This window comes from Afipia sp. Root123D2, from assembly GCF_001425835.1.
GTDB lineage: Bacteria > Pseudomonadota > Alphaproteobacteria > Rhizobiales > Xanthobacteraceae > Afipia.
The window spans coordinates 1,283,098-1,307,194 of sequence record NZ_LMDP01000001.1; the positions used below are offsets into that span (position 1 = coordinate 1,283,098).

Genomic DNA, 24,097 nt, shown 5'->3' on the forward strand with positions numbered 1-24,097 from the left:
ACCGCAAATGGCGTCGGTGACTTTTAGTCCGCGCGCATTCGCTGGGCAAATCACTCGCCAGGAATTTCGGACGAATCCTTCGGAGGCTTAACCGCCCGGATCAGCTTCTGAAGCTTCGAAGATTCCAGCGGATCTTCGTCGCACTTTGAGCAGATGAATGTTTTCTTCCGTCCTTTAAACATGGACGTCATCGGCTGTCTGCACGTTGGGCAATAAGGCGCTGAGCTTCCCATTCTCCACTCTAGGCACAGTCTCGCCGCTTTGTCAGTACGGTTTGCGGTGCAGCGAGCGCAAGCAGCGCGATTAGTGAAGTGCTAACAGCCCAAGTATCGTCGGTGGAATCCACTGCGGGACGAACGCGATAACCAGCACAGCCGCTAGCCCGACTAAACACAGGCCTGCGCCGAGGCCGAAAAAAAACCCCAGCGCCAATTCGGAAAGGCCGTCGTCGTGCGGGTAATGGTGGCGTTTGGACATAGTTTTACCGATAGATCACCCACACCACGCCGGCCGACCACATAGCGACTGCACAGCCGAACCCAACGATCAGGGGCAAGAGATCCAGCCAGGTTAGCGTCCGCCTTTTGCGCTTTGAGGGTTGCATTTCATCGACGCCAGTGTGGTCACGGCTTTGTTTCACCGAAAGCTTCCTTTCGATATCGCGCGCTAGGCTAGCCCGAGCATTGAGCAGAGCTAACTCTACCAATCGCTTGAGGCCGTGCAAGGTGATGAGCGCCTGTCAGCCAGCCTTCCGTGACCGCGCTGTCGACCTCGAAGGCTTTTCAGCTTTCTTCCTTTCTGCCTTGGCTTCGCCTTTGCCACTGATAGGAAGCAGCAATTCGCCTTGTCCAGCAGCGCGCTTCTTTCCTTTTTTAGGTTTTGCCCCAGATGTCGGCTGCTTGACGTCCTTTAGGCTACTCCGGAGAGCGTCCATCAGATCAATAACGTTACCGGAAGTCCGAGACTTCGCAGGGGCGTCTATTGCTTGGCCCGCACGTTTCTTATTGATCAGTTCAACAAGGGCCGACTCGTAATGATCCTCGAACTTCTCGGGTTCAAATTGACCAGTTTTTTGTTCGACAATGTGCTTCGCTAGGTCGAGCATGTCCTTCGTAATTTTCACGTCTTGGATATCGTCGAAGTAGTCTTTCTCGGAGCGCACCTCATAAGGATAGCGAAGCAAAGTACCCATGATGCCTTTGCCGAGCGGCTCTAGCCCGATGATGTGTTCGCGGTTCGTCAGAACAACGCGACCAATCGCCACCATGCCCATGCTTTTGATGGTTTCGCGAATGACAGCGAAAGCATCGTGACCAATTTTGCCATCCGGGACCAGGTAATACGGTCGGATTAGATAACGAGGATCGATATCGTCTCTATGGACAAATTCGTCTATCTCGATTGTTCTCGTGGACTCTAGTGCAATGTTTTCAAGCTCGTCCTTGGAGACTTGTATGTAGGTGTCCTTGTCGACGGGATAGCCCTTTATGATGTCTTCCGCCTCAACCTCTTCACCGGATTCCGCATCTACCTTGAGATACCGAATGCGGTGACCGGTGTTTCGATTGATCTGATTGAAGCTAATTTTCTCAGCGTCGGAAGTTGCCGGATACAATGCGACCGGGCAGTTAACGAGCGAGAGACGCAAAAAACCCTTCCAATTGGCTCGCGGGGCCATGGACGCACTCCTACGCAACATTACACAATCGCGATTCAATTGCGGGCGGGCCCGTTGGTTCCATGGAGATCACGAGCGGCGGCGCAAATCGTGCTCGACCTGCTTTACAGCCCGATAGTCGTTGAGGAACTCGATATTCGAGTATGCGCCTTGCTTTGCGAGCAGGTGGTAGATTCCACCGATCCGTCGCAGCCAAAACTTCATCGGCCCTGGAGGGAGTGTGCGAGCCTCCAGCAGGGTCCTCTTGGCGTGGGCCATCAGATAGTCAGGCGCGTCAGACATGAGGATAGAACATCGCTTATTCTGCGATGTTCCCGCGCCTCCCGTGGAACGAGAGCAGGTCGAAACCGTTCGGGGGTAAGTAGCGTTGCGTTGAGTGAGTAAGGCGTATGACCCCCGAACAAAGAATAGCCGCCGCGGTGAGGGATGCTCAGCTTGTCCTGTCAGCGTATGTCGAGCCCGGCTTTCGAGATCCCGAGCGAACGATCAACGAACTTTTTAATGTGCTGGACGACTACCAGCTCATAGAGGCGTTGGAAGAGTTCGAGAGCGGGAAGGAGTCGACTGACGCCCGGCACTAGTCGGGTGGCGTGGGCGCGCGGTATGCCGGCGATCTTTGGAGCCGGGCCCGCGCGCTTTCGCATTGGCCGCAGGTTGATGGTCCGGCCCGATGCCAGGGCGCCAGACCGGGATAGGCTATCTAGGAATATCTGACCAATTGGAGCCAAAAATGAACGCTGAAGAATTGGCTAATAAATTTAAGGCGAAGATCGCGGCCGCCGTCGCTGAAAGGGAAAGGCAAACTGGAATTGCCAACGATAATGCGGAAAAGCGAACTGCTGACATCGAGTATTGCAAAGATGCGCTATAACGCGAAGTTATTCCCTTTTTGAATGAGCTTAAGCACCACCTAGGAGACGATCAGTTTTCTTTCGCTCCTCAGGTCGGGCTCAATGATCATCGCCCGGTAGGAGTGTCCTTCACGATTGGAAATGGTGCTCCCACAAGCATTACGACGTTATACGGGAACATTGTAGTTACGCGCGTGGGGGATAGTGGAACATCAAAAGGCATCCCGTTTGTTTTTGATCCAGAGGCTGAACCTTACATTTCTAATTCCGGGGATTTGACGCGTGATAAAATAGCCAAGTTGATCGAGATGGTTATGGACCAGACAGGGTCGCCATAAAACTCAGAGACCAATCGAGCCGCAGCCGATTGTTTGGGCGCAGTGGCGAGCGGGGCGGGATGGCGCTGGCCTGTCGCGGCTAAAGCGGGAACGGCTAATGAAGAAGGCGAGGAAGTGGGCGCTGAGGAGGGTGGCTTGAATCGGCCGACGTACTATTGCGGCCTTTGTTCGACTTCAAAATCAATGAGGGCACTGAATTCGTCGTCCAGGCCCCCAGCAGGACCCATGTTTGTAGCGGTCGCCTTGACTCGCAAGCGCTTTGGTTGGCCACCGTCCGGAATATTCCAGCTAATCACTGCATCAAGAAAGTACGTCGGCGAGTGAGATCCCGGTTCTGGCGGTAGGCTGGCCGCGAAGAAAAGCGCCGCATTGATCCAAATATTGAGCGGAATGAACGTATCAGTGTCACGAGTAATGAAAATAATCGGTAAGTCGTGCCGTTGAGTTACATCATAAATGGTGTTTCCTACCTGCACTTGTGATCCTGGTAGTACGGCAATATTCTTTTTTTGAAGCGAGGGGCTTTCTAACAGTTTTCGTAGATCGTAAGGGGCAACACTCCACGATATCTTTGCATCCAGCGCATTATAGGTGCTCTTATTTTTAAGCTTTAGCTTTGGTACGGCCCAGTGCCCACGAGGTAACTGATCGCCTTCATTAAACATCGTAAAAGCCTCACCTTTCGATGGATTCCATTTCAGTACGGCTCGTTGCGTAGAGGCGACCAGGTCAATGTCCGGTTGATTTACGTTTTGCCAGATGAATTGTTGAATTTGGATGGCCGCCACAAGCAAGAAAAGTATGAGTCCTGTGAAGCCAATCCACAGTCCAAACGATTTATCCCCTCCATACCATCCGCTGATCGCTACGCCGCCGAGTAAAAGGCCCCCAATCAGCGGAAGCCAAAAAATTGCAATGTCCATCTTTTTTCTCGTCATCGCGCAAAAACCAAACTGGCAAAACTGAGACGTTCAGGCATTTAGAATCTGTAGCCCAATCCGGCTGTTATCTGAGTGGTGTAATAGACCGCTCCCAACCCGTTAATGCCGGCTGGCATAAAATGAGTTTGAACTTCGCCCTCGACGCGCGCGAACAGTCTGCCGAAGTTCTTTTCGAGGCCGAGGCCGACAGTGAGATAAGGCTGAATGGTGTTAGCCGTTCTGACGGAAACCGTACCGCCTGTGATCGACCCGCAGCCTACAACGTAAGCGTCTCCGGAATCTGGACCTGTCGGAATAACCACGCTAACTGGATTGTTGCAGGTCAGGCGTGCTGTGCTGTCACTCACCGATGTTGACTTGATCATTTCGGCGCCGCCGCCAAATTTTGCGTAAATTAGAGAGTCGGCAATCACGCTACCAAACCTCGCGGACGCGTCGAATGCAGCTGTGCGTTCGAGCTTGTTGGTGAGCGCGAACGCTGACCGGTATGGGAAACCAAAGGGAAACTGCGGTGCACTGGCGTTGGTCGTACAGAAGGGATCGCCAAAGCTCTGGCACCAGCCGGACCAATAAGGAAAAGAAATCGGAGTGCCGACGAACGAGTCAGAACGCTCCGCCTTGGACATCGAGTATAAGGCGCGCCCTTCAAGGCCAAATAAAATGTTCTCGCTCTGAAAATTCCAACCTGCAGCGGCGCCTACTAAAGCACCTTGCATCATAGGAAGGGTAGGAGGGGCAAATGGCAACGATCCCGGATTGTCTCCACCGAAGTCGTAGCCTCCCACGCCCACAACGTAAGCGCCCGCAAACTCCTTCTTTAGCGGAATGTTGGGGCTTGATACGGTGACCGTGTTTCTGGTCAGCGCCAGCGACGAGGAGCGGAGATGAACCGGCTGGCGTTTCTCAATCCGCGCTGCAGCGTCATAGCACGCCAAACGCTCTTTTCCATTTTTCAGAGTTGAGCAGAACTTTAGATCTTCCGATATGTCGGCACGGGCGACCGCGCTGCTGAACGCAACAAGGCATGCTGTGATGCACAGCGCCCCGAACGATTTTTTCATTCAAATCTCCCCAGACCCGCACCAAGCCTAGCGCGACCTAGGATGCCCGCACAATGCTCCGCTCGTATCGCAGTGCGATCTAAGCGGATTCAAGGAATCCGCTCAACGTCCTGACAAACTCTTCCGCGGTGTCCGGGTAGTAGCCCCGTCCCACCCGCGAAATCATCTGATCGAACGTGGCGTTGAATTTTTCATCGTTCGCCTGCGCCAGGCACTCGGCATGTTCAAGCAACGGCAGCGGGATCGCAGCAATTGTTTCGCTGAGCTTTTCGAAGCGGTGCACGGCTGCGGACTCTTCATCGGTAAGTTCGCGAAATTCTGATCCTTCCAGAAACCAGTACGACGCCCATTGAAAGCGTTCGCTGAGAATATCCGACAGCATGGCACGGTTCCTCATTGACCAAGCTTGGCCGATGTTCTTATTTTGTTCTCATGCTGTCAAGAGAGCCAAAACGCCGTTTCCCACCACCTTGGCGGGTGGAAGTCACCCAGCACGGCTATCTGGTGAAGGATTCCAACGGCGTGACCCTCGCCAGCGTCTATTGCCGGGACGACCTACAGCATTGGAGTTTCGGCCAAGGTCACCTGACCAGCGATGAAGCCCGCCGGATCGCTGGCACCATCGCGCGCATCCCTGAGCTTCTAAACAAAAATCCGGCCTTCACTGAGCGCGGCCCCGTGGTGCAGCACCGTCGATACTGGAAGCCAACCCATCCCTATCACGTCGCGCTTGAGGACTTCTTTGCGCGCGAGCGCTATGACGACATAAGCGAATGTTGCCGGTTCAACGATGTGCCGTTCGATGCTACCGGCGAAGTGTTCGAGCAAGAGGGCAAACGCTGGTGCACCTATCACTTCATCCGGCAGTTCGACGCGATCAGATTCTGGGACAAGTTCAACGGCCGCTGGATGCTCGGCGATGAATTCATTTATCCCGAGCGGCCGAAACATTTGATTGTAATGAAGTCGGTGCGAGGGAAAGGGGCGGTTTAGCCGTCGAGGCGGAAACCTGGCAGTATCGCCGGGATTTGCCCGAACCAAGCGCAACAAGACTTGGAATTATCGGTACCACTCGGTTTTGTTCAGAACATTCTTTTTGCTGGCGCGCACTTTCCCGACATCCAGGCCATGAATTGTGCACCTTTTCCGACCCCTAACTTCTTTCGGTCGGCGGTACTCATCACATTCATCCACAGACTACCGGATATGCGGTCGAGGCCGCCCTGCGTCGAGACGTCTGCCCGTTCGTTTCCAAAGCTGACACTCGATTCATCAACGCGAGTTATTGGCAGCGCTGGATATAGCGGGGGCTTAAACGACCCAGCATCGAAATCTACAATTGCGGTCTCGCTCTCAATCTTTTGCGATCCCTGTTTTGCAAAGGTCAGACTGCCAGTGCAGATCAAGGTAATGGGGGAAGCGCTCGCCACTGTTGAAAACAGGGCGAGGCCTAATCCTAATCCCATTACTGCCTTCATTCCTTTCATGCGCTTCCCTTAGTCCTCCCCCTCAGCCCCAACTCAACCAGCCTTCTTATTGCCTCCGGCCTGCCGGGGAGGTCTTCCTGTTGGCGGCGCCAGTCGTCTATCTCGGAAACCGCGTCCATAGGCAAGCGCACGTTGACCGCGATGGAGTCCACTGGCGGGCGTCCCTTTTTGCGTTTTTTAGCGCTATCTATTATTGACTTCATGGTTTGATGATGTCATAAATTGGCGAGCCGGGCAAGCGCTGGAACGCCTGCACCGGCTCTAACCTCGACGCGAAAGGATCTTCTGCGCCATGGCTATCCGCAAAACTACACCGAAAGTTGCCCCCCAAACAGAACCGCGCAAAGTTATCCCGGAGTCGCTTAGTTCGGCGATGCTCTCGCTTTTTCGTTGTCTCTGGGCGTCGTTCGAAGACAAACAGAACAACGGCAAATCCGACGATTATGCGGAATTCGATGCCGCCTACGCCACTATGCGCAACATGTCATACGTGCGTCCGATAACTGCGGTTGATGCGCTTGCGCAGGTCGTCTTCCTCTATGACGAGGCCGGTGATGTCGACCAAGCCCATATGTGGGACGAGAAGCGTTGCAAAGAATGGTCGAATCGAATGGCGCGCCGCGCAGCAGGCTTGGCCCTCTGGATCGAGCGCAGCCACGGGATTGACCGGCGAGACCACGGCCTTGCGGACTTCTGTAACGATCAACTGGCCTCGCGGTACTTTCCGCACCAACCTGCCGAGGCATGGCATAGGGCCGGCGCGCCTGCGGTATAATTCTATGGCTCATGGGCGAGTCGTAAAAAAGTTGCAGCCCACCCCTTGCGCCGCTCGGATCGTCCACCCATTTCTCCGAGCGGCGCGCCATTCTGGGCGGCTTGTGCGTCAGCGAAAGCTGGCGAGGTAAAGCTCTTCAACTGCTATCCGGGGCGCGCTGACACCCCGAAAAAATCAAACTGACGCCCCTTCGCGGGGCAACGAAGACGCTTGCGCCAATGGTGGCGCGGCGAGCGGGATTTTATGGGGATAAACCGTGTCAAATGACCTACTGAAGCTTCAATTCCAGGGTGCATCTGAATTTGCTCAATCGAAGGGGGACCAACCTCGCGCCGAGATTTTCACTCGGTTGGCCGAAACCGTGGACTCGATCGAACCCAGTGTACTCGACGCTTATTACGATCTCTTTGCTGACCTTCAGGATCAAGAAGCCGACAATGATATAATGGCCGGTGTAGGCCGTTCTTGGCTTCCGGAATCCGCCACCGATTATGTCAAAGAATTTATCTCTCGTAGGACAGGTGGTGCTTAACGCTCATCCTGAACATGACTCCTAGTCACGCTAACGATAATAGCCGCTTGCTCACACCCGAGCAGGCGGCTGTGAGACTCAATATCACTGAAGACCAACTCGCCGCGCTCACTCACGACGGCGAAATTGCTTACATCAACGTCGGGCGCGGAAAGAAGCGGCCACGAAGGCGATACGCAGAGCAAGACATCCAAGAGTTTCTTGAGCGCCGCCGCAGGAGGGAAGTGCCGTGTCAGTCTATCGTGACAAGCGTTCGCCATACTACCAATACGATTTCCAGCACCAAGGTCATCGGTTTCATGGCAGCACGAAATGCACGACTCGACGAGACGCGGAAAGGTTCGAGGCTGCAGAGCTAGAGAAAGCCAAGGCGCTAGTGAAGGCGACGCGGCGGTCCAAGGCGTCGCTGGCCATTGATGACGTTGCCGATCGCCTCTGGAATGATAGCGCGCAATACGACTCGGAGCCAAAGGCCACTGAGACCAATCTCGCGCGCCTGATCGAGTATTTTGGCAAGGCAAAGCCGCTGACTGAGATCGACCACAAGGCAGCCAAGGAATTGGTTGCATGGCGCCGCGGCCAGCGCGTCTCCCGCCGCGGCAAGCGGACCAAGGAAGAGGAACAGGCCTTACCGTTGATATCTAACGCCACGGTCAATCGGTCGGCGACAAAGGTGCTGCAACGGCTATTCACCTTCGCTAGGTCCGAGGGCGCCGTGTTCGACAGTGAGCCTAAATGGGAAGATTTATTGCTCTCTGAGCCATTGGAACGCGTCCGCGAATTGAAGATCGAGGAGGCCAACGCATTCGACAGCGTAATGCGTGTGGACTACGCGCCGTTTTTTGATTTCGTTCGCGCCAGCGGTATGCGGCTGAACGAGTGCGTGACACTGCGATGGTCCGAGGTGGATTTCGGCGCCCGACAGATTGTACGGACCGGCAAAGGCGACCAGCGCGTGGTTTTCCCCATCACACCAGCGGTTCGCGAGATCCTCTTTCCATTGCAGGGCCAGCATCCCGAGTTCGTATTCACCTACGTGGCTGTCTACGGCAACAAGCGCTTAGGCCGGGTGAGGGGCCAGCGATACCCTCTGACCTATGCGGGCGCTAAGACGGCTTGGCAGCGCCTCCGCACCATCTCTGGCGTGGCTGACTTCCGTTTCCACGACTTCCGGCACGACTTTGGAACGAAGCTTCTGCGGGACAGCGGCAATCTGAAACTGGTCCAGAAGGCGCTCAATCACCGGGACATCAAGAGTACGCTGCGCTATGCGCATGTGCTCGACGAAGATGTTGCCGTGGCCGTTGAACGGCTCGCGGAATCCCGGAAAAAATCCCGGAGTAAGTTACGGGACGCCAGTTAAAACGATGAATTCACAAGTAATCCAGGAACTAGCGTCTAACCTTCCAGATGTCGTTCGCGGCGACGCTGGGCCTCGTTGCGCTGGTGCAGATCGGGATGCCGAAGCTGTTCGCCACGCCGGATAATTCGCAGGTGGCGCGCGCCGCGCTGTGGGGCGGGCGCGAGATCGCGACGCTGGCGCTGGCGTCATTCGTCGTCGGTCTCGCCACCACGCCTTACGCCGCGTTTCACTTCCACCGCATCACGCCCTATGGCGTGCTCGCCAATCTCGCGGCAATGCCGGTGGTGTCGGTGCTGGTGATGCCGGCGGGGCTGCTCGGCATCGCGGCGATCCCGTTCGGCCTCGACAGCATTTTCTGGCGGCTGATGGATGTCGGCATCGAATGGATGATCGTGGTGACGCAGTGGGTCGCGGCGCTGCCGGGCGCGCTCGGGCGGATGGCGGCGTTCGGCACCGGGCCGTTGCTGCTGATGGCGGCGGGCATTGTCGCCCTCGGCCTGCTGAGCTCAAGGCTGCGCTGGTGCGGGGCGGCGGCAATCGCGCTCGCGACGTTCTGGGCGGTGACGGCGCCGCAGCCGGATATCCTGATCGCGGGCGATGGCCGCCATGTCGCGGTGCGCGGCGGCGACGGGCGGCTGCATGTCATGAGCGCGGGCAGGGATGCGTTCCTGCTGCGCGAATGGCTGTCAGCCGACGCCGATCCGCGCGGGGCGGCCGACACCAGCCTGAACGATGGCGTGTCGTGTGACCAGTCCGGCTGCGTGGTGCGGGCGGCGGACGGACGCCTCGTTGCGATGTCGCTCAAGCCCGAGTCGCTCGCCGACGACTGCGCGCGGGCGACGATTGTCGTCACGTCTTATCCGCCGCCGGTGGATTGCGCGGCGCGGGTATTCGATCGCGATGCATTGCACAGATCGGGAACAGTGACGCTGCGCCGGATCGGCAGCGGTGCGGAGGCGGACTACGCCGTCAGCGCGATCCATCCGCGCGGCGTCGATCGGCCATGGTCGCCGGCGATTGCGGAAGCGAAGGATTCCTCCGCGCGATCCGCACGGACAGGTCTGTCGAAGCGCACACCACAGCGGCCGGTCGATGCGACCCCGGCGGAAAGCGATCTGCAGGCGGAAGATTAAGCGGCGTTCTCGTTGTCATGGCCGGGCTTAGCCGTTCGAAGAACGGCGTCGCTTCCGCTCGCCTATGCCCCTGCCATCTCGATCAGGGATGCACTGTGCAGCGGGATCACCGGGACAAGCCCGGTGATGACATCAAAGTGCGGGGCGATATCGCATCCGAATGGCGAACTCGCTAAATGCGGCCCTCAATACTTCCGGTACAGCCCGATCAGCTTGCCCTGGATGCGGACGCGGTTGGGCGGCAGGATGCGGACTTCATAGGCGGTGTTGGCGGGTTCGAGCGCGATCGACGCGCCACGGCGGCGGAAGCGTTTCAGCGTCGCTTCTTCCTCGTCGATCAGAGCGACCACGATATCGCCGGTGTCGGCAGAGTCGTTCTTCTGGATCAGCGCCATGTCGCCGTCGTGGATGCCGGCCTCGATCATCGAATCGCCGCGCACTTCCAGCGCGTAATGTTCACCGGCACCGAGCATGTCCGGCGGCACGCTGATGGTGTGGCTGCGGGTCTGCAACGCTTCGATCGGCGTACCGGCGGCGATCCGGCCCATCACCGGCACCGAGACCGGGCGGTTGCCGTCGTCCTCGGAGTTCTGGGTGGTGTTGCCGCGCACCTTGCCGAGATTGCCTTCGATGACGCTCGGGGTGAACCCGCGACGGCCGTTGCCGCCACCGCTGTGGCCGAGTTCAGGGAGCTTGATGACTTCGATGGCGCGCGCCCGGTTGGCGAGGCGGCGGATGAACCCGCGCTCCTCAAGAGCCGTGATCAGGCGGTGGATGCCCGACTTGGAGCGCAAATCGAGCGCGTCTTTCATTTCGTCGAAGGAGGGCGGGACACCGGCTTCCTTGAGCCGCTCGTTGATGAAACGCAGGAGTTCGTATTGTTTGCGTGTAAGCATCTGAGCAGTCCCCAATTCGGCCGGCAGTCCTTGCCCGGCCATCGCCAAGTTGTGTGCCTCAAGACCTGTCCGTCCGGGCCCGCCTATCCGGTGCGCCGCACCAGCCCGGCCCGATCAGCCCGGTTCTTGCGACCTCTGTCCGGAAAGCGATTCGCCGGTCTGGTCCGCCGAGACGGTCCCGTTATGTGCGAGTCACTCGAAACAAATCATGAACGAACACTATATGTTCCATATGTGTTCCGCAACGGTTAATTTTGAGTGAACGAAGCAGGAAGGCTTAAGCCGGCAGCTTGAGAATGGCACAGGCCTCTCCGGCCTTAACTGCAGGGGCGTGCGGCGGGCGGACGATCAGGGCGCGGGCAGCCGACAGATTGACCAGCAGCGAGGAGTCCTGATGGCTCACGGTGGAGGCGACCACCTGGCCGTCGGCCCGCGTTTCGAGGCGCGCGCGCAGATAATCCTGGCGCTGATCGTTGGCGCGCAGGTCGTTGCCGAGAATGGCAGTTTCGGGAATGTGGGCCACGCTGCTGCGCCCGGACAGCGCGCGGATCAGCGGCACCATGAACAGGAACGCGCAGATGTAGGACGAGGTCGGATTGCCGGGCAGGCCGATCACGCGCATCACGCCTGACGGGCGATGGAGCCTTCCGTGCATCATCGGCTTGCCGGGGCGCAGCGCGACTTTCCAGAACGTCATCTCGACGCCTTCGGATTTGAGCGCGCGCTGCACCACGTCGTGATCGCCGACCGACGCGCCGCCGGTGGTGACGAGGATGTCGGCGCCGCTGTCGCGCCCGCGCCGGATCGCTTCGGCGGTCGCCTCGATCGTGTCGCCCGCGATGCCGAGATCGACGACCTCGGCGCCTTCGCTGCGCGCCAGCGCGCGGATCGCGAAGCCGTTGGAATAGACGATCTGGCCGGGGCCGGGGATCGTGCCGGGCATCACCAGTTCGTCGCCGGTGGCGAGCACCGCAACTTTCGGGCGGCGGTGAACCGGCAGGCGCGGATGGTTCATTCCGGCGGCGAGCGACAGGTCGCGGTCGGTCAGCCGCGTGCCTTGCCTGAGCAGCACGTCGCCTTCACGGAAATCGAGACCGGCGCCGCGGATATTGGCGGCGGGTTTCGCCGCCTCGGTGATGACGACGACGTCGCCGTCGCGCGTGGTGTCTTCCTGGATCACCACGGCGTCGGCGCCGTCGGGAACGACGCCGCCGGTGAAGATGCGCGCGGCCTGTCCCGCACTGAGCGGACCGCCGAGCGGGCGTCCCGCCGCGACCTCGCCGATCACCGTGAGCCGCGCATTGAGCACCGCGTCGGCGGCACGCACCGCGTAGCCGTCCATCGCCGACATCGCGGCAGGCGGCTGGGTGCGCAGCGAGGCGACATCGCGCGCAAGCGTGCGATGAAACGCTTCATCCAGCGCGACAAGGTCTTCAGGCAACGCCTGAGCGTCTGACAGAATCGCGGCAAGCGCGTCGGCGACCGGCATCAGCGCCATCGGGTTTCGCTCCAGTCAGGCCACGGTCCGAACGGTGTGCGCCGGTTCGGAGCGATCCTTCTTTAAAATGAAGCCAGCATCCGGCCCGACATATTCGGAGCCGTACTAGCGGTCTGAACTAACCTTAGCCCGGTAGTGGCCGGACTTGCCGCCCTTCTTCTCGATCAGGCGGATATTCTCGATTCGCGCGCCGCGCTCGACCGCTTTCACCATGTCGTAGATGGTGAGGCAGGCGACCGAAACCGCTGTCAGCGCTTCCATTTCCACGCCGGTCGGGCCGGTGACCTTGACCGTGGCGCGGACGATGCAGCCAGGTAATTTCTTGTCCGGCGTAATGTCGAGCGTGACCTTGGACAGCGCCAGCGGATGGCACAGCGGAATGAGGTCAGAGGTGCGCTTGGCGGCCATGATGCCGGCGATGCGTGCGGTGCCGAGCACGTCGCCTTTGGCGGCGTTGCCGGACACGATCAGGTCGAGCGTCGTCTTGCTGACCACGATCTGGCCTTCGGCGATTGCGGTGCGCTCGGTCGCGGGCTTGGCGGAGACGTCCACCATACGCGCTTCGCCCTTGGCGTCGATGTGGGTCAGTGCGGCTTTTGTCTTTTTGACGGTCATGCGCGCTCTGGGTCAGAGATTGGACAAGGCCTGTGTCCCGGGCGCGATGCAGCGCGCATCAGCGCGGTTATGCGCTCGCGCTGCTTCGCAGGACCGGGACCGTTCCAAACTCCGAAGCTGGAACGGCCCCGGATCAGCGGAGCGGCATTCCATGCCGCGCCGCGTCCGGGGCAAGAGGGGAAGGTGACATCCTGCTTCATCGTCATCCGCGATGGCTATGGGTCCCGGCCTGCGCCGGGACGACCCGTCGAGCATTACCGTTCCGTGCCAGCAAGGCGCGCGTCGCGGCGGTGACGTCGGCCTGCCGCATCAGGCTCTCGCCGACCAGGAAGGTGTTCATGCCCACCTTGGCGAGGCGCGCCAGATCGGCGGAGGTGAAGATGCCGCTTTCGCCGACCATGATGCGATCTTGCGGGATCAGCGGCGCCAGTTCTTCGCTGGTCTCCAGCCTGGTCTCGAAGGTGCGCAGGTTGCGGTTGTTGACCCCGAGCAGCGGTGAGCGGAGCTTCAAGGCGCGTTCAAGCTCTTCGCGATTGTGAACTTCGAGCAGCACATCCATGCCCTGCGCGAAGGCGGTGTCCTCGATTTCCTTCGCGGCACCATCGTCGAGCGCGGCCATGATGATGAGGATGCAGTCCGCGCCGTAACCGCGTGATTCCACAACCTGATACGGCTCGTACATGAAGTCCTTGCGCAGCACCGGCAGCGACACGGCAGCACGGGCGGCAACCAGAAAATCGGGGTGGCCCTGAAACGACGGCGTATCGGTCAGCACCGACAGGCACGCAGCTCCACCGGCCTCGTAGGCTTTGGCGAGCGAGGGCGGATCGAAGTCGGCGCGGATCAGTCCCTTGGAGGGGGAGGCCTTCTTGATCTCGGCGATCAGCGCAAAATCGCCGCGCGAAAGCCTGGCGCGAATGGCGTCGGCGAAACCGCGCGGGGCGGGGGCAGCCTTCGCCAGCGCCTCGATATCGGCGAGCGAGCGCGTGCGCTTGGCAGCGGCGATCTCCTCGCGCTTGTAGGTCTCGATCTTGGTGAGGATATCGGACATCGATTCCGCCCCTCAGGCGTGAGAAACTTTGATCAGGTGCTGGAGCTTGCCCATCGCGGCGCCACTGTCGAGCGATTTGGTGCCGAGCGCGACGCCGTCCTTGAGGTCTTTCGCCTTGCCGGCGACAACGAGGGCGGCTGCCGCATTGAGCAGCGCGACGTTGCGGAACGCACCCGGCTTGCCTTCGAGCACGGCGCGCAGCGAAGCCGCGTTGGCCTCGGCGTCGCCGCCCTTGAGGTCCTCGGCGCTGGCGTTTGGTAGCCCGGCTTCGGCCGGGGTGATTTCAAAGGAGCGGATATCGCCGCCTTCCAGCGCCGCGACATAGGTCGGGCCGGTGAGGGTGATCTCGTCAAGGCCGTCGGAGCCGTGGACGACCCAGGCGGAGGTCGCGCCGAGATTCTTCAGCACCTGCGCCAGCGGCTGCACCCAGTGGCGCGAGAACACGCCGACCATCTGGCGGGTAACTCCCGCCGGGTTCGACAGCGGGCCGAGCAGGTTGAAAATCGTGCGGGTGGCGAGTTCGACGCGGGTCGGGCCGACGTTCTTCATCGCCGGATGATGGGTCGGTGCGAACATGAAGCCGATGCCGGCCTCGGCGATGCAGCGGCTGACATCATCAGGGGCGATGTTGATATTGACGCCGAGCGCGGCCAGCGCGTCGGCCGCGCCGGACTTCGACGACAGCGCGCGGTTGCCGTGCTTGGCGACCGGCACGCCGGCGCCCGCGACGATGAACGAGGCGCAGGTCGAGACGTTGACCGAGCCGGAGCCGTCGCCGCCGGTGCCGACCACGTCGACCGCATCGGCCGGCGCCGTGACGCGCAGCATCTTGGAGCGCATCGCCGACACCGCGCCGGTGATCTCGTCCACGGTCTCGCCGCGCACCCGCAGCGCCATCAGCAGGCCGCCCATCTGCGAGGGCGTCGCCTCGCCGGACATCATGCGGTCGAACGCGGAGGCTGCTTCGTCCCGCGACAGCGCCGCGCCGGTGGCGACCTTTCCGATGATGGCCTTGAAGTCGTCCATAGCAACCGCCTGAGTGAACCGTCCGAAACCGGAATCCTTACTGACTGGATGTGGCGCCGGTGGCAACCGCGAACGCGCTCTGATTGACCGAGACGCCGATCTCGTTTTCCAGCTGCTGGATGTATTCGGCGATCTGCTCGTCGCCCATCGCGCGGCTCAGAACGTCCTTCAGCTTCTTGGACTCGTCGGACGCAAGGTCCGGCTTCGGCACGGTCACGTCGGTCACCTTGAAGACCACCCAGTCGCGGCCGGTCGCGCCTTGCGTCTGGCCGGCGGCGTCCTTCGCCGTCGCAAAGGCCGCCTGCACCACCTGATCGGGCAGGCCGTTGACGGTCGCGGTGCGCTTGAAGGGCGAGGTCTTCTCCACGCTCACGCTGTCCTTGGCCGCTTCGTCCGCGAAGCTGCCGCCCTTGGCGAGGCTGTCCGCCATGTTGACCGCTTTCGCGCGCAGACGAGCGGAGATCTTGTCGTCCTTCCAGCGATTTACGACCTGATCCTTGACCTCGTCGAGAGGCCGCTCGCGTGACGGCGTCACGCCCAGCACGTCGAACCACAATTCGCCGCCGTTGCGCAGGTGAACGGAATCGTTTTCGACGCCGACATCGCTGCCGAACGCCGCCGAGACCACATCGGCGCCCTGCGGCAGGCCCTGAACCGGCTGGCCGTCGGGGCCGCGGCCGGAGCGGTCGACGGCTTCGATCGTCACCGCGTCGAGGCCGAGCTTCTTGGCGGCTTCGGCGATGTTCGAACCGCCGGCGCGTTCGTCCTCGATCTTGTTGCGCAGGTCCGACATGTCGCCGCGCGCGCGATCCTGCGCGAGCTGGGTCTTGATGGTCGGAGCGACGCTCTCATAGGACGGCGTGGTGCCGGGCTCGATCTTGATGACCTTGATCAGCGCGGTGACCAGCGCGCCCTTCAGCGGCTGGCTGACCTCGTTGATTGGCAGGGTGAACGCCGCATTGGCGATAGCCGGTTCGGACATCGCGGTTTTGGTCAGAAGACCGAGGTCGATGTCGGACGGCGTCAGCTTGCGCTCCTTGGCGATATCCTCGAACGAGGTGCCGGCCGCGATTTTCGCCCGCGCGGCGGTGGCTTCTTCCATCGTCGGGAAGGGGATCTGCAGCACTTCGCGGCGTTCGGGCTTGGCGAACTCGTCGCGGCGCTGCTCGAACACTTTCTTCGCGTCCTCGTCGGACACCTTGATCGTCTTGGCCAGCGCCTCCGGCGTCACCGACAGCACGGCGATCTTGCGATATTCCGGCGCGCGGAACTGGGCCTTGTGCTCGTCGAAGTAGGCCGACAGTTCTTCGGGCGTCGGTTCGGGAATGGTGCCGGCCTGAGCCGCACCGAGCTTCACGTACTCGATCGTCCGTTCTTCGTTCTGATAGCGCTCAAGCGCTTCGAGCTGGGTCTTCGACGGCGTGAGGCCGGCGGTGACCGTGTTCGCGATCTGGCGGCGCAGGGTGACCTTGCGCTGTTCGGCGACGTAACGCTGCTCGGTGAATCCGGCCTGGCGGATCGCCTCGGCGAAACGCTGCGGATCGAACTTGCCGTTGATGCCAGCGAAGTTCTGATCGGTCTCGATCGCGTGCGCGATGGCGGCGTTCGACTGGCCAAGGCCCATGCGGCGTGCCTGCTCGTCGAGAGTGGCTTCCGCGATCGTCTGTTGCAGCACCTGGCGGTCGAGGCCGAACTGGCGCGCCTGCTCAGAGGTCAGCGCCCGGCCGAACTGGCGTCCGATCTGCTGGAGCCGGTCAGTGTAGAGCTGACGGAATTGCTCGGTGGTGATTTCGGTATCGCCGACCTTGGCGAGACTCGCCTGTCCGAACCCCTTGAAGATGTCGGCAATGCCCCAGACGGCAAAACTCACGATCAGCACTCCCATCACGACGGACATGATGGTCTTGCCGAGCCAATTCGATGAGGCGTTACGTATTCCTCGAAGCATGGGTCCAACTTGTGTCAGGAGGGAACCGGAGTGCCGCGAAACGGGCGTCACTGCGTTGTTCTGTCTCGTATAAAACGCGGTTGGTTCCCGGGCAACCTCGATGGCGGCGACCCATCGAAGCAGTTAATGGGGAATGCCGGGAAAGACCGGCGCGGAACTGGCGCGGGCCAGCCGCCTCTGGTAGCCCAAAATCTCAAATTTCAACGCGGAGAAGATGATGGCCGACGTGAACCGCCCGCTGGTCGCAGGGAACTGGAAGATGAACGGCCTCAAGGCCTCGCTGAACGAGCTTGTGGCGATCGGCCAGGGCGCGGGCGAGGTGGCGCAAAAGGCCGACCTGCTGATCTGTCCGCCGGCGACGTTGCTGTTCACCGCGGCGGCCACCGTGGTCGGATCGAAACTCGCGATCGGCGCGCAGGACTGCCATCCGGCGGCGTCCGGGGCGCACACCGGCGATATTTCGGCGGAAATGCTGGCCGATGCCGGTGCGACCGCAGTGATCGTCGGTCATTCCGAACGCCGCGCCGACCATCATGAGACCGACGAGGTCGTGCGGCAGAAGGCGCTGGCTGCCCGCCGGGCCGGGCTTGTCGCCATTGTCTGCGTCGGTGAAACCCGCGCCGAGCGCGACGCCGGCAAGGCGCTGGAGGTGGTCGGGCGGCAGCTTGACGGCTCGGTGCCGGCCGGTGCGACCGCCGCCAATCTCGTGGTGGCCTACGAGCCTGTCTGGGCGATCGGCACCGGGCTGACCCCGACGCCGAAGGATGTCGAGGAAGTTCATGCCTTTATCCGGAAAAAGCTGACGGAACGGTTGAAAGGCGAGGGGGCGGCGGTCCGCATCCTTTATGGCGGCTCGGTCAAGCCCGGCAATGCTGCGGAATTGATGGCGGTGCCCCACGTCAACGGCGCGCTGGTCGGCGGCGCCAGCCTGAAGGCTGTCGATTTCCTTGCGATTGCGGCGGCTTGCGCCTAGATCGAGGTGGCTTGAGTGCGATCCCGCCTGCGATGGCAGGGGTGACAATACCCCCTGCAATCGTGTACAGACCGCCCAACTTCAACCCCCGCAAGCATCTGTGCGACCGGCTGCCGGTGCCGAGAGGCTTGTGACGGAAGGTAACGATGCAGACTGTCGTCATTGTCATTCATCTCATGATCGTCCTCGCCTTGATCGGCGTGGTGCTGTTGCAGCGCTCGGAGGGCGGCGGTCTCGGTATCGGCGGTGGCGGAGGCGGCGGGTTCATGTCGAGCCGCGGCACCACCAATCTGCTGACGCGCTCCACCGCGATTCTCGCGACGATCTTCTTCGTCACCAGCCTGTTGCTGTCGTGGCTCGCAAACTACCAGCGCGGGCCGAGTTCGATCATCAACACCGGCCCGGCTCCGATCACGGCACCCGGCGCTCCGGCGCCCGCGGCGCCGCAGGGCGGATTGCTGGATTCGCTGAAGAAACCCGATGCCCCGGCGCCCGCGCCGGCGGCGCCGACCGGGCCGCAGGCTCCGCAGTCCCGATAAAGCAGTGCGGTCATGCACTCCCGGCTTGCTGACGAAAATCAGCAAGCCGTCGCAAGTGTTTGCATATGCTGAATTTTCGCAGTCACCCACAGTGTGACGATTTGTGTGTGCGCGGGTGCGATTCGTTTTGCGAATCGTCCCGCTGGCGTTAAAGGTTGGCTCCCATGGCGCGGTACATCTTCATCACCGGCGGCGTGGTTTCCTCGCTCGGAAAAGGACTGGCTTCGGCGGCACTCGGTGCGCTGTTGCAGTCGCGAGGCTACAAGGTCCGCCTTCGCAAGCTCGATCCCTATCTCAACCTCGACCCCGGAACGATGTCGCCGTATCAGCACGGCGAAGTGTTCGTGACCGACGATGGCGCGGAGACCGATCTCGATCTCGGTCACTACGAGCGCTTCACCGGGCGGCCGGCCACCAGGGCCGACAACATCACCACCGGGCGAATCTATCAGGACATCCTGACCAAGGAGCGGCGCGGCGATTATCTCGGCGCCACCATTCAGGTCATTCCGCACGTCACCAACGCCATCAAGGATTTCGTCCTGACCGGCAATGACGGCTACGATTTCGTGCTGGTCGAGATCGGCGGCACGGTCGGCGACATCGAGGGCCTGCCGTTCTTCGAGGCGATCCGCCAGATCAAGAACGACCTGCCGCGCGGCGACGTCATCTACATCCACCTGACGCTGCTGCCCTACATTCCGAGCGCCGGCGAACTCAAGACCAAGCCGACCCAGCATTCGGTCAAGGAACTGCGCTCGATCGGTATCCAGCCCGACATCCTGCTGTGCCGGACCGACCGCGAAATTCCCAAGGAGGAGCGGCGCAAGCTGGCGCTGTTCTGTAATGTGCGCGAGACCGCCGTGATCGAGGCGCGCGACGTCGACAACATCTACGCCGTGCCGGAGGCCTACCACGCCGCCGGTCTCGACGACGAGGTGCTGGCCGCGTTCGGCATCGTCGACGTCAAGCCGCCGGCGCTGGACTCGTGGCACGTCATCAACGAGCGCGTCCGCAATCCCGAAGGTCAGGTGACCATTGCCATCGTCGGCAAGTACACCGGCATGAAGGACGCCTACAAATCGCTGATCGAGGCGCTGTCGCACGGCGGCATCGCCAACAAGGTCAAGGTCAATCTCGACTGGATCGAATCCGAAGTGTTCGAGAACGAGGACCCGGCGCCGTTCCTCGAACACGTCAACGGCATCCTGGTGCCCGGCGGCTTCGGCCAGCGCGGTGCTGAGGGCAAGATCAAGGCGGCGCAGTTCGCGCGCGAGCGCAGCGTGCCGTATTTCGGCATCTGCTTCGGGATGCAGATGGCGGTGATCGAGGCGGCGCGCAATCTCGCCGGCATCACTGAGGCCAACTCCACCGAGTTCGGCCCGACCAAGGAGCCGCTGGTCGGCCTGATGACCGAATGGCTGCGCGGCAACGAACTCGAGAAGCGCTCGAAGGCCGGCGATCTCGGCGGCACCATGCGGCTCGGCGCTTATCCGGCGTCGCTCAAGAAGGGCAGCCGCGTGTCGAAAATCTATGGCGGCGCGCTGGAGATTTCCGAGCGCCATCGCCATCGCTATGAGGTCAACACCGCCTACAAGGATCGCCTCGAACAGCACGGCCTGCAGTTCTCCGGCCTGTCGCCGGACGGCGTGCTGCCGGAGATCGTCGAATACGAGGACCATCCGTGGTTCATCGGCGTGCAGTATCACCCCGAACTGAAGTCGCGGCCGTTCGAGCCGCATCCGCTGTTCGCCTCGTTCATCGAGGCGGCGGTGGTGCGCAGCCGGCTGGTGTAGCGATCCGCCTCATGGTGCCGGCGCACGCCGGGACCCAGACTCCCTAAACATGGTTGGGTTGCCGGGAGCCGCGTTCCTCGTTTCAAAAGAACGTGCGGTGGTTATGGGTCCCGGCGTGCGCCGGGACGACGTCGAGCATGGGATGACTTCAACGCGGCAGCGTCGTACCTCAATCGCAGCCCTTTGACCTCCGCCCGGTTTGTTGCGACAAACGCGCGCTAAAAAGCAACAACAGCCTGGAGTCGAGGAATGATCTACGAACTGCGCGTGTACCGCTGCCTGCCGGGCCGCCTGCCGAACCTGCTCAAGCGCTTCACCGATGTCACCATGGATCTGTTCGCCAAGCACGGCATCCGTCAGGCCGGGTTCTTCACCACCGAGATCGGCGATTCGAACAACGAGCTGACCTATTTCCTCGCCTGGGAATCGATGGCCGAGCGCGAAAAGAAATGGACAGCGTTCATTACCGATCCGGCATGGACGTCGGCGCGCGATGCGTCCGAGAAGGACGGTCAGATCGTGCAGAACATCGCCAGCCAGTTCCTGAAGCCCACGTCGTTCTCGTCGGTCAAGTAAGCCGTCATGCCGCGCGGCCTCGACCATATCGTTCATGCCGTGCGCGACCTCGAGGCCGCGTCCGAGTTCTGGCGCCGCGCCGGCTTCATCGTCGGCGCGCGCAACCGTCACCCGTGGGGCACCCACAATCATGTGGTGCAACTGCCGGGCTTCTTCATCGAGATACTGACCGTTGCAGAACCCGACAAGCTCGGTAGCGACGGGCTGTCGCAACATTTCGGAATTCCGAACCGCGACGCGATCGCGCGCGGCGACGGTTTCGCGGCGCTGGTGCTGGAGAGCCGCGACATTGCCGCCGATGTCGCGGATTTCGCGGAAGCCGGCATCGGCATTTCCGAAGCTCTGCCGTTCTCGCGCGGCGCGAAGCTGCCGGACGGCACCGAGACCACGGTGGGTTTTTCGCTCGCCTTCGTGCGCGATGAGCTGTCGCCGCAGACCGGCTTTTTCGCCTGCCAGCAGCTCAACCCGAAAGCATTCTGGAACCCGGACTTCCAGGCTCATCCCAACGGTGTCAAAGCCGTCGCCGGCGCGGTGCTGGTTGCCGACCATCCGGCGGATCATCACATCTTTCTCAGCGCTTTCACCGGCGAGCGCCTGCTTCATTCGAGTTCGCTCGGCATCGAGGCCCGCACCCCGCGCGGCAGCGTCGAGATCATGGAGCCGGTGGCGTTTCACGATCAGTTCGGCGTCGCGCGGAAGGTAGAGGGCACGGCGGCTGCAATCTCCGGGTTGCGCTTCACGGTGGCCGATCTCGCCGCGACCGAGGCCGCGCTGAAGCAGGGCGGTATCGCCGCGCAGCGCCACATGGAATGGCTGGTGATCGCGCCCCAGACCGCGTTCGGCGCAATCCTGATATTTGAAGGCCCTGTCAAGGGTTGATCTTGGACCCGGTGCCCGTCATGACTTGCGGCGAACAAAGGACATCACGTTGAACGCCAAGTCCTCCGCAGCCCCGATGGTTTCCGCTGGTTCTGTCACATTCGGCAATGCCCTGCCGCTCGCGGTGATCGCGGGACCGTGCCAGCTCGAAAGCCGGGCGCACGCGCTCGAAGTTGCCTCGGCGCTGAAGGAGATCGCGGCGCGGCTCAACATCGGGCTCGTCTACAAGACCTCGTTCGACAAGGCCAACCGCACCAGCGTCTCCAGCCAGCGCGGCATCGGGCTTGAGAAGGCGCTACCGATTTTTGCCGAAATCCGCGACACGCTGAAGCTGCCGGTTCTGACCGACGTTCACGACGCCGCGCAATGCGCCGACGTCGCGCAGGCGGTGGATGTGCTGCAGATCCCCGCGTTCCTGTGCCGTCAGACCGACTTGCTGCTGGCGGCGGCGGCGACCGGCAAGGTCGTCAACGTCAAGAAGGGCCAGTTCCTCGCACCGTGGGACATGGCGAACGTCGTCGCCAAGATCACCGGCGGCGGCAATTCCAACGTACTGGTCACCGAACGCGGCGTGTCGTTCGGCTACAACACGCTGGTGTCCGACATGCGGTCGCTGCCGATCATGGCGCGCACGACGGGAGCACCCGTCATCTTCGATGCCACCCACTCGGTGCAACAGCCGGGCGGCCAGGGCACCTCATCCGGCGGCGAGCGCGAATTCGTGCCGGTGCTGGCGCGCGCGGCTGTTGCGGTCGGCGTCGCCGGCGTGTTCATCGAAACCCATCCCGATCCCGATCATGCGCCGTCCGACGGGCCGAACATGGTGCCGCTCAGGGATTTCGAGGCTCTGGTCAAAAACCTGATGGCATTCGACGCGGTGGCCAAGCAGGGCGCACGCTGATGCGGGTGGGTGTGATGACGGCAGGGCGGCGCGCGATCTGATGCCGCCGATCATCACCGTCATCGCCATCACCACCTTCGCGGCGAGTTTGTCGTCGCGGGCGATCGACCCGGTGCTGCCGCACATTTCCGGGGACTTCGCGGTGACGGCCGCCGTCGCCGCAAGCCTGTCCGCCGTCACTGCGTTCAGCTTCGCGATGATCCAGCCGCTGCTCGGCGCGATCGCCGATCTGCTCGGCAAGGCCAAGCTGATCGTGTTCTGTCTGATCATCCTCGGTGTCGCTAATTTCGTCGGCGCCTTCACCCATTCGTTCGAAATGCTGTTCGTCACCCGCATCCTGTGCGGCATCGGCGCGGGCGGCGTGTTTCCGGTGGCGCTGGCGCTGACCAGCGATCTCACCGGCATCGCGACGCGCCAGATCGCGATGAGCCGTTTGCTCGGCGGCGCGATGACCGGCAATCTGCTCGGCGCGTCGCTGTCCGGCATTGTCGGCGATTTTCTCGGCTGGCGCGGCGTGCTGATCCTGCTTGGCGTTCTGGTTCTGCTGGCCTGCATCGCGGTCACGATCGGTTTTCGCACCGCGCCGCCGGAGCCGCGCAGGGAGATGGACCTCGCTATCCTGAAGAAGGGCTACCGCGCGATCATGGCCAATCCGAACGCGCGGATCTGCTTCACGGCGGTGTTCATCGAGGGCCTATGCGTGCTCGGGTTGTTTCCGTTCGTCGCCGCCTTCCTGTTCGAACTCGGCGAAACGCGCTCGTCGATCGCCGGATGGGTGATCTCGGGTTTCGCGGTCGGCGGGCTGATCTACACGCTGATGGTGTCGCGGCTGCTGCCGTGGTTTGGCGTGCGCGGATTGATGATCTCCGGCGCGGTGCTGATGGCGTTGCAGCTCGCCATCATCGCCTTCGGGCCGCGCTGGGAAATCCAGGCCGTGTGCTTCGTGCTGATCGGGCTCGGCTTCTACAACCTGCACGGCTGCCTGCAGGTGTTCGCCAGCGATCTTGCACCGGAAGCGCGCGCCTCGGCGCTATCGCTGCATGCGTTCTGCTTCTTCATGGGGCAGGCGGTCGGCCCGATCCTTTACGGCATATCGATCGACCATCTCGGCAAGCACGCAACGCTACTCGCCAGCGCCGCGATCATCCTGACCCTCGGCTTCGTTTGCGCGCGGCTGCTGCACCACAAGCCCGCTCCGGTGGTGGAGGGATGAGGCGGCCGTAGGTTAGTTTTTGTACTC

Annotated in this window: 26 protein-coding genes and 1 pseudogene; 15 read left to right on the forward strand and 12 right to left on the reverse strand. The window is 61.5% G+C overall.

What is annotated here, in order from left to right; translation table 11 throughout:
- Nucleotides 1-739: 739 nt before the first annotated feature.
- Both ku and ASC80_RS06345 read right to left on the reverse strand, forming a co-directional pair.
- On the reverse strand, nt 740-1,678 hold the full coding sequence (ku, locus tag ASC80_RS06340; protein ID WP_056294058.1) for a non-homologous end joining protein Ku: 939 nt from the start codon (nt 1,676-1,678) through the stop codon (nt 740-742).
- Between the two features lie 69 nt (nt 1,679-1,747).
- Complete coding sequence (locus tag ASC80_RS06345; protein WP_056294061.1) at nt 1,748-1,960, reverse strand: hypothetical protein; 213 nt, start codon at nt 1,958-1,960, stop codon at nt 1,748-1,750.
- Nucleotides 1,961-2,067: 107 nt separating this feature from the next.
- On the opposite strand from ASC80_RS06345, the gene ASC80_RS06350 reads away from it, so the two are divergent.
- Nucleotides 2,068-2,259, forward strand: a complete 192-nt coding sequence (locus tag ASC80_RS06350; RefSeq protein WP_056294063.1) for a hypothetical protein — start codon at nt 2,068-2,070, stop codon at nt 2,257-2,259.
- Between the two features lie 149 nt (nt 2,260-2,408).
- Entirely contained in the window at nt 2,409-2,549 is a 141-nt protein-coding gene (locus ASC80_RS06355) for a hypothetical protein (protein WP_156464288.1), read from the forward strand.
- A 470-nt stretch (nt 2,550-3,019) separates the two neighbouring features.
- Here the strand turns inward: ASC80_RS06355 and ASC80_RS06360 are convergent, their stop codons facing one another.
- The 3 genes from ASC80_RS06360 to ASC80_RS06370 form a co-directional block, all read right to left on the reverse strand.
- Nucleotides 3,020-3,790, reverse strand: coding sequence for a hypothetical protein (locus tag ASC80_RS06360; RefSeq protein ID WP_156464289.1), 771 nt, complete (start codon nt 3,788-3,790; stop codon nt 3,020-3,022).
- A gap of 56 nt (nt 3,791-3,846) precedes the next feature.
- Nucleotides 3,847-4,869: a hypothetical protein gene (locus ASC80_RS06365; protein ID WP_056294075.1), complete on the reverse strand. Its 1,023-nt coding sequence runs from the start codon at nt 4,867-4,869 to the stop codon at nt 3,847-3,849.
- Nucleotides 4,870-4,948: 79 nt separating this feature from the next.
- Nucleotides 4,949-5,251 carry a hypothetical protein gene (locus ASC80_RS06370; protein ID WP_056294077.1) on the reverse strand — a complete coding sequence of 101 codons (303 nt, stop codon included), beginning with the start codon at nt 5,249-5,251 and terminating at the stop codon, nt 4,949-4,951.
- Between the two features lie 14 nt (nt 5,252-5,265).
- On the opposite strand from ASC80_RS06370, the gene ASC80_RS06375 reads away from it, so the two are divergent.
- Nucleotides 5,266-5,862, forward strand: coding sequence for a hypothetical protein (locus ASC80_RS06375; protein ID WP_244487193.1), 597 nt, complete (start codon nt 5,266-5,268; stop codon nt 5,860-5,862).
- A gap of 89 nt (nt 5,863-5,951) precedes the next feature.
- Here ASC80_RS06375 and ASC80_RS06380 read toward each other — a convergent pair whose 3' ends face one another.
- Nucleotides 5,952-6,356 carry a hypothetical protein gene (locus ASC80_RS06380; RefSeq protein ID WP_056294082.1) on the reverse strand — a complete coding sequence of 135 codons (405 nt, stop codon included), beginning with the start codon at nt 6,354-6,356 and terminating at the stop codon, nt 5,952-5,954.
- Between the two features lie 292 nt (nt 6,357-6,648).
- Here ASC80_RS06380 and ASC80_RS06390 point away from each other — a divergent pair, with 292 nt between their 5' ends.
- From ASC80_RS06390 to ASC80_RS06405, 5 genes and pseudogenes are all read left to right on the forward strand, one after another.
- On the forward strand, nt 6,649-7,131 hold the full coding sequence (locus ASC80_RS06390; protein ID WP_056294088.1) for a hypothetical protein: 483 nt from the start codon (nt 6,649-6,651) through the stop codon (nt 7,129-7,131).
- A 256-nt stretch (nt 7,132-7,387) separates the two neighbouring features.
- Nucleotides 7,388-7,663 (forward strand): hypothetical protein, encoded by a 276-nt coding sequence (locus tag ASC80_RS06395; protein ID WP_056294090.1) that lies wholly within the window; start codon nt 7,388-7,390, stop codon nt 7,661-7,663.
- Between the two features lie 14 nt (nt 7,664-7,677).
- A pseudogene (locus ASC80_RS24720) lies at nt 7,678-7,866 on the forward strand (helix-turn-helix domain-containing protein); the annotation flags it as partial.
- A 26-nt stretch (nt 7,867-7,892) separates the two neighbouring features.
- Complete coding sequence (locus ASC80_RS06400; protein WP_056294093.1) at nt 7,893-9,026, forward strand: tyrosine-type recombinase/integrase; 1,134 nt, start codon at nt 7,893-7,895, stop codon at nt 9,024-9,026.
- A gap of 47 nt (nt 9,027-9,073) precedes the next feature.
- The gene (locus ASC80_RS06405) at nt 9,074-10,159 is read left to right on the forward strand and encodes a ComEC/Rec2 family competence protein (RefSeq protein ID WP_056294096.1); all 1,086 of its coding nucleotides are present in this window, start codon (nt 9,074-9,076) and stop codon (nt 10,157-10,159) included.
- A gap of 185 nt (nt 10,160-10,344) precedes the next feature.
- Here ASC80_RS06405 and lexA read toward each other — a convergent pair whose 3' ends face one another.
- The 6 genes from lexA to ASC80_RS06435 all read right to left on the reverse strand — a co-directional run bounded on the left by lexA (nt 10,345) and on the right by ASC80_RS06435 (nt 17,193).
- Nucleotides 10,345-11,055: a transcriptional repressor LexA gene (gene lexA, locus ASC80_RS06410; RefSeq protein ID WP_056294099.1), complete on the reverse strand. Its 711-nt coding sequence runs from the start codon at nt 11,053-11,055 to the stop codon at nt 10,345-10,347.
- Nucleotides 11,056-11,332: 277 nt separating this feature from the next.
- Nucleotides 11,333-12,553, reverse strand: a complete 1,221-nt coding sequence (locus ASC80_RS06415) for a molybdopterin molybdotransferase MoeA (RefSeq protein ID WP_056294102.1) — start codon at nt 12,551-12,553, stop codon at nt 11,333-11,335.
- Nucleotides 12,554-12,658: 105 nt separating this feature from the next.
- Nucleotides 12,659-13,168 carry a cyclic pyranopterin monophosphate synthase MoaC gene (gene moaC, locus ASC80_RS06420; protein ID WP_056294104.1) on the reverse strand — a complete coding sequence of 170 codons (510 nt, stop codon included), beginning with the start codon at nt 13,166-13,168 and terminating at the stop codon, nt 12,659-12,661.
- Nucleotides 13,169-13,370: 202 nt separating this feature from the next.
- The gene (trpC, locus tag ASC80_RS06425) at nt 13,371-14,219 is read right to left on the reverse strand and encodes an indole-3-glycerol phosphate synthase TrpC (protein WP_056294106.1); all 849 of its coding nucleotides are present in this window, start codon (nt 14,217-14,219) and stop codon (nt 13,371-13,373) included.
- Between the two features lie 12 nt (nt 14,220-14,231).
- A complete protein-coding gene (gene trpD, locus ASC80_RS06430; protein WP_056294109.1) occupies nt 14,232-15,245 on the reverse strand; it encodes an anthranilate phosphoribosyltransferase in 1,014 nt (337 codons plus the stop codon).
- A 37-nt stretch (nt 15,246-15,282) separates the two neighbouring features.
- On the reverse strand, nt 15,283-17,193 hold the full coding sequence (locus ASC80_RS06435; protein ID WP_200941150.1) for a peptidylprolyl isomerase: 1,911 nt from the start codon (nt 17,191-17,193) through the stop codon (nt 15,283-15,285).
- 217 nt (nt 17,194-17,410) lie between these two features.
- On the opposite strand from ASC80_RS06435, the gene tpiA reads away from it, so the two are divergent.
- The 7 genes from tpiA to ASC80_RS06470 all read left to right on the forward strand — a co-directional run bounded on the left by tpiA (nt 17,411) and on the right by ASC80_RS06470 (nt 24,070).
- Nucleotides 17,411-18,166 (forward strand): triose-phosphate isomerase, encoded by a 756-nt coding sequence (gene tpiA, locus ASC80_RS06440; RefSeq protein ID WP_056295692.1) that lies wholly within the window; start codon nt 17,411-17,413, stop codon nt 18,164-18,166.
- Nucleotides 18,167-18,312: 146 nt separating this feature from the next.
- Entirely contained in the window at nt 18,313-18,705 is a 393-nt protein-coding gene (gene secG / locus ASC80_RS06445; RefSeq protein WP_056294112.1) for a preprotein translocase subunit SecG, read from the forward strand.
- A 164-nt stretch (nt 18,706-18,869) separates the two neighbouring features.
- Nucleotides 18,870-20,501, forward strand: a complete 1,632-nt coding sequence (gene pyrG, locus ASC80_RS06450) for a CTP synthase (protein WP_056294114.1) — start codon at nt 18,870-18,872, stop codon at nt 20,499-20,501.
- A 249-nt stretch (nt 20,502-20,750) separates the two neighbouring features.
- Entirely contained in the window at nt 20,751-21,077 is a 327-nt protein-coding gene (locus ASC80_RS06455; RefSeq protein WP_056294116.1) for an NIPSNAP family protein, read from the forward strand.
- Between the two features lie 6 nt (nt 21,078-21,083).
- Nucleotides 21,084-21,956 (forward strand): VOC family protein, encoded by an 873-nt coding sequence (locus ASC80_RS06460; protein WP_056294118.1) that lies wholly within the window; start codon nt 21,084-21,086, stop codon nt 21,954-21,956.
- A 49-nt stretch (nt 21,957-22,005) separates the two neighbouring features.
- The gene (kdsA, locus tag ASC80_RS06465) at nt 22,006-22,857 is read left to right on the forward strand and encodes a 3-deoxy-8-phosphooctulonate synthase (protein ID WP_056294120.1); all 852 of its coding nucleotides are present in this window, start codon (nt 22,006-22,008) and stop codon (nt 22,855-22,857) included.
- 40 nt (nt 22,858-22,897) lie between these two features.
- Nucleotides 22,898-24,070, forward strand: coding sequence for an MFS transporter (locus ASC80_RS06470; protein ID WP_056294123.1), 1,173 nt, complete (start codon nt 22,898-22,900; stop codon nt 24,068-24,070).
- Nucleotides 24,071-24,097 lie beyond the last annotated feature (27 nt).

Coding starts and splice junctions, on each gene's coding strand:
- ASC80_RS06355 (WP_156464288.1), top strand. CDS start 2,409: ATGAACGCTGAAGAATTGGCTAATAAATTTAAGGCGAAGATCGCGGCC.
- ASC80_RS06390 (WP_056294088.1), top strand. CDS start 6,649: ATGGCTATCCGCAAAACTACACCGAAAGTTGCCCCCCAAACAGAACCG.
- ku (WP_056294058.1), bottom strand. CDS start 1,678: ATGGCCCCGCGAGCCAATTGGAAGGGTTTTTTGCGTCTCTCGCTCGTT.
- ASC80_RS06370 (WP_056294077.1), bottom strand. CDS start 5,251: ATGCTGTCGGATATTCTCAGCGAACGCTTTCAATGGGCGTCGTACTGG.
- ASC80_RS06435 (WP_200941150.1), bottom strand. CDS start 17,193: ATGCTTCGAGGAATACGTAACGCCTCATCGAATTGGCTCGGCAAGACC.
- moaC (WP_056294104.1), bottom strand. CDS start 13,168: ATGACCGTCAAAAAGACAAAAGCCGCACTGACCCACATCGACGCCAAG.
- ASC80_RS06365 (WP_056294075.1), bottom strand. CDS start 4,869: ATGAAAAAATCGTTCGGGGCGCTGTGCATCACAGCATGCCTTGTTGCG.
- pyrG (WP_056294114.1), top strand. CDS start 18,870: ATGGCGCGGTACATCTTCATCACCGGCGGCGTGGTTTCCTCGCTCGGA.
- trpC (WP_056294106.1), bottom strand. CDS start 14,219: ATGTCCGATATCCTCACCAAGATCGAGACCTACAAGCGCGAGGAGATC.
- secG (WP_056294112.1), top strand. CDS start 18,313: ATGCAGACTGTCGTCATTGTCATTCATCTCATGATCGTCCTCGCCTTG.
- ASC80_RS06460 (WP_056294118.1), top strand. CDS start 21,084: ATGCCGCGCGGCCTCGACCATATCGTTCATGCCGTGCGCGACCTCGAG.
- ASC80_RS06455 (WP_056294116.1), top strand. CDS start 20,751: ATGATCTACGAACTGCGCGTGTACCGCTGCCTGCCGGGCCGCCTGCCG.
- trpD (WP_056294109.1), bottom strand. CDS start 15,245: ATGGACGACTTCAAGGCCATCATCGGAAAGGTCGCCACCGGCGCGGCG.
- ASC80_RS06380 (WP_056294082.1), bottom strand. CDS start 6,356: ATGAAAGGAATGAAGGCAGTAATGGGATTAGGATTAGGCCTCGCCCTG.
- ASC80_RS06415 (WP_056294102.1), bottom strand. CDS start 12,553: ATGGCGCTGATGCCGGTCGCCGACGCGCTTGCCGCGATTCTGTCAGAC.
- ASC80_RS06350 (WP_056294063.1), top strand. CDS start 2,068: ATGACCCCCGAACAAAGAATAGCCGCCGCGGTGAGGGATGCTCAGCTT.
- ASC80_RS06360 (WP_156464289.1), bottom strand. CDS start 3,790: ATGGACATTGCAATTTTTTGGCTTCCGCTGATTGGGGGCCTTTTACTC.
- lexA (WP_056294099.1), bottom strand. CDS start 11,055: ATGCTTACACGCAAACAATACGAACTCCTGCGTTTCATCAACGAGCGG.
- ASC80_RS06470 (WP_056294123.1), top strand. CDS start 22,898: ATGCCGCCGATCATCACCGTCATCGCCATCACCACCTTCGCGGCGAGT.
- ASC80_RS06345 (WP_056294061.1), bottom strand. CDS start 1,960: ATGTCTGACGCGCCTGACTATCTGATGGCCCACGCCAAGAGGACCCTG.
- ASC80_RS06405 (WP_056294096.1), top strand. CDS start 9,074: ATGTCGTTCGCGGCGACGCTGGGCCTCGTTGCGCTGGTGCAGATCGGG.
- tpiA (WP_056295692.1), top strand. CDS start 17,411: ATGGCCGACGTGAACCGCCCGCTGGTCGCAGGGAACTGGAAGATGAAC.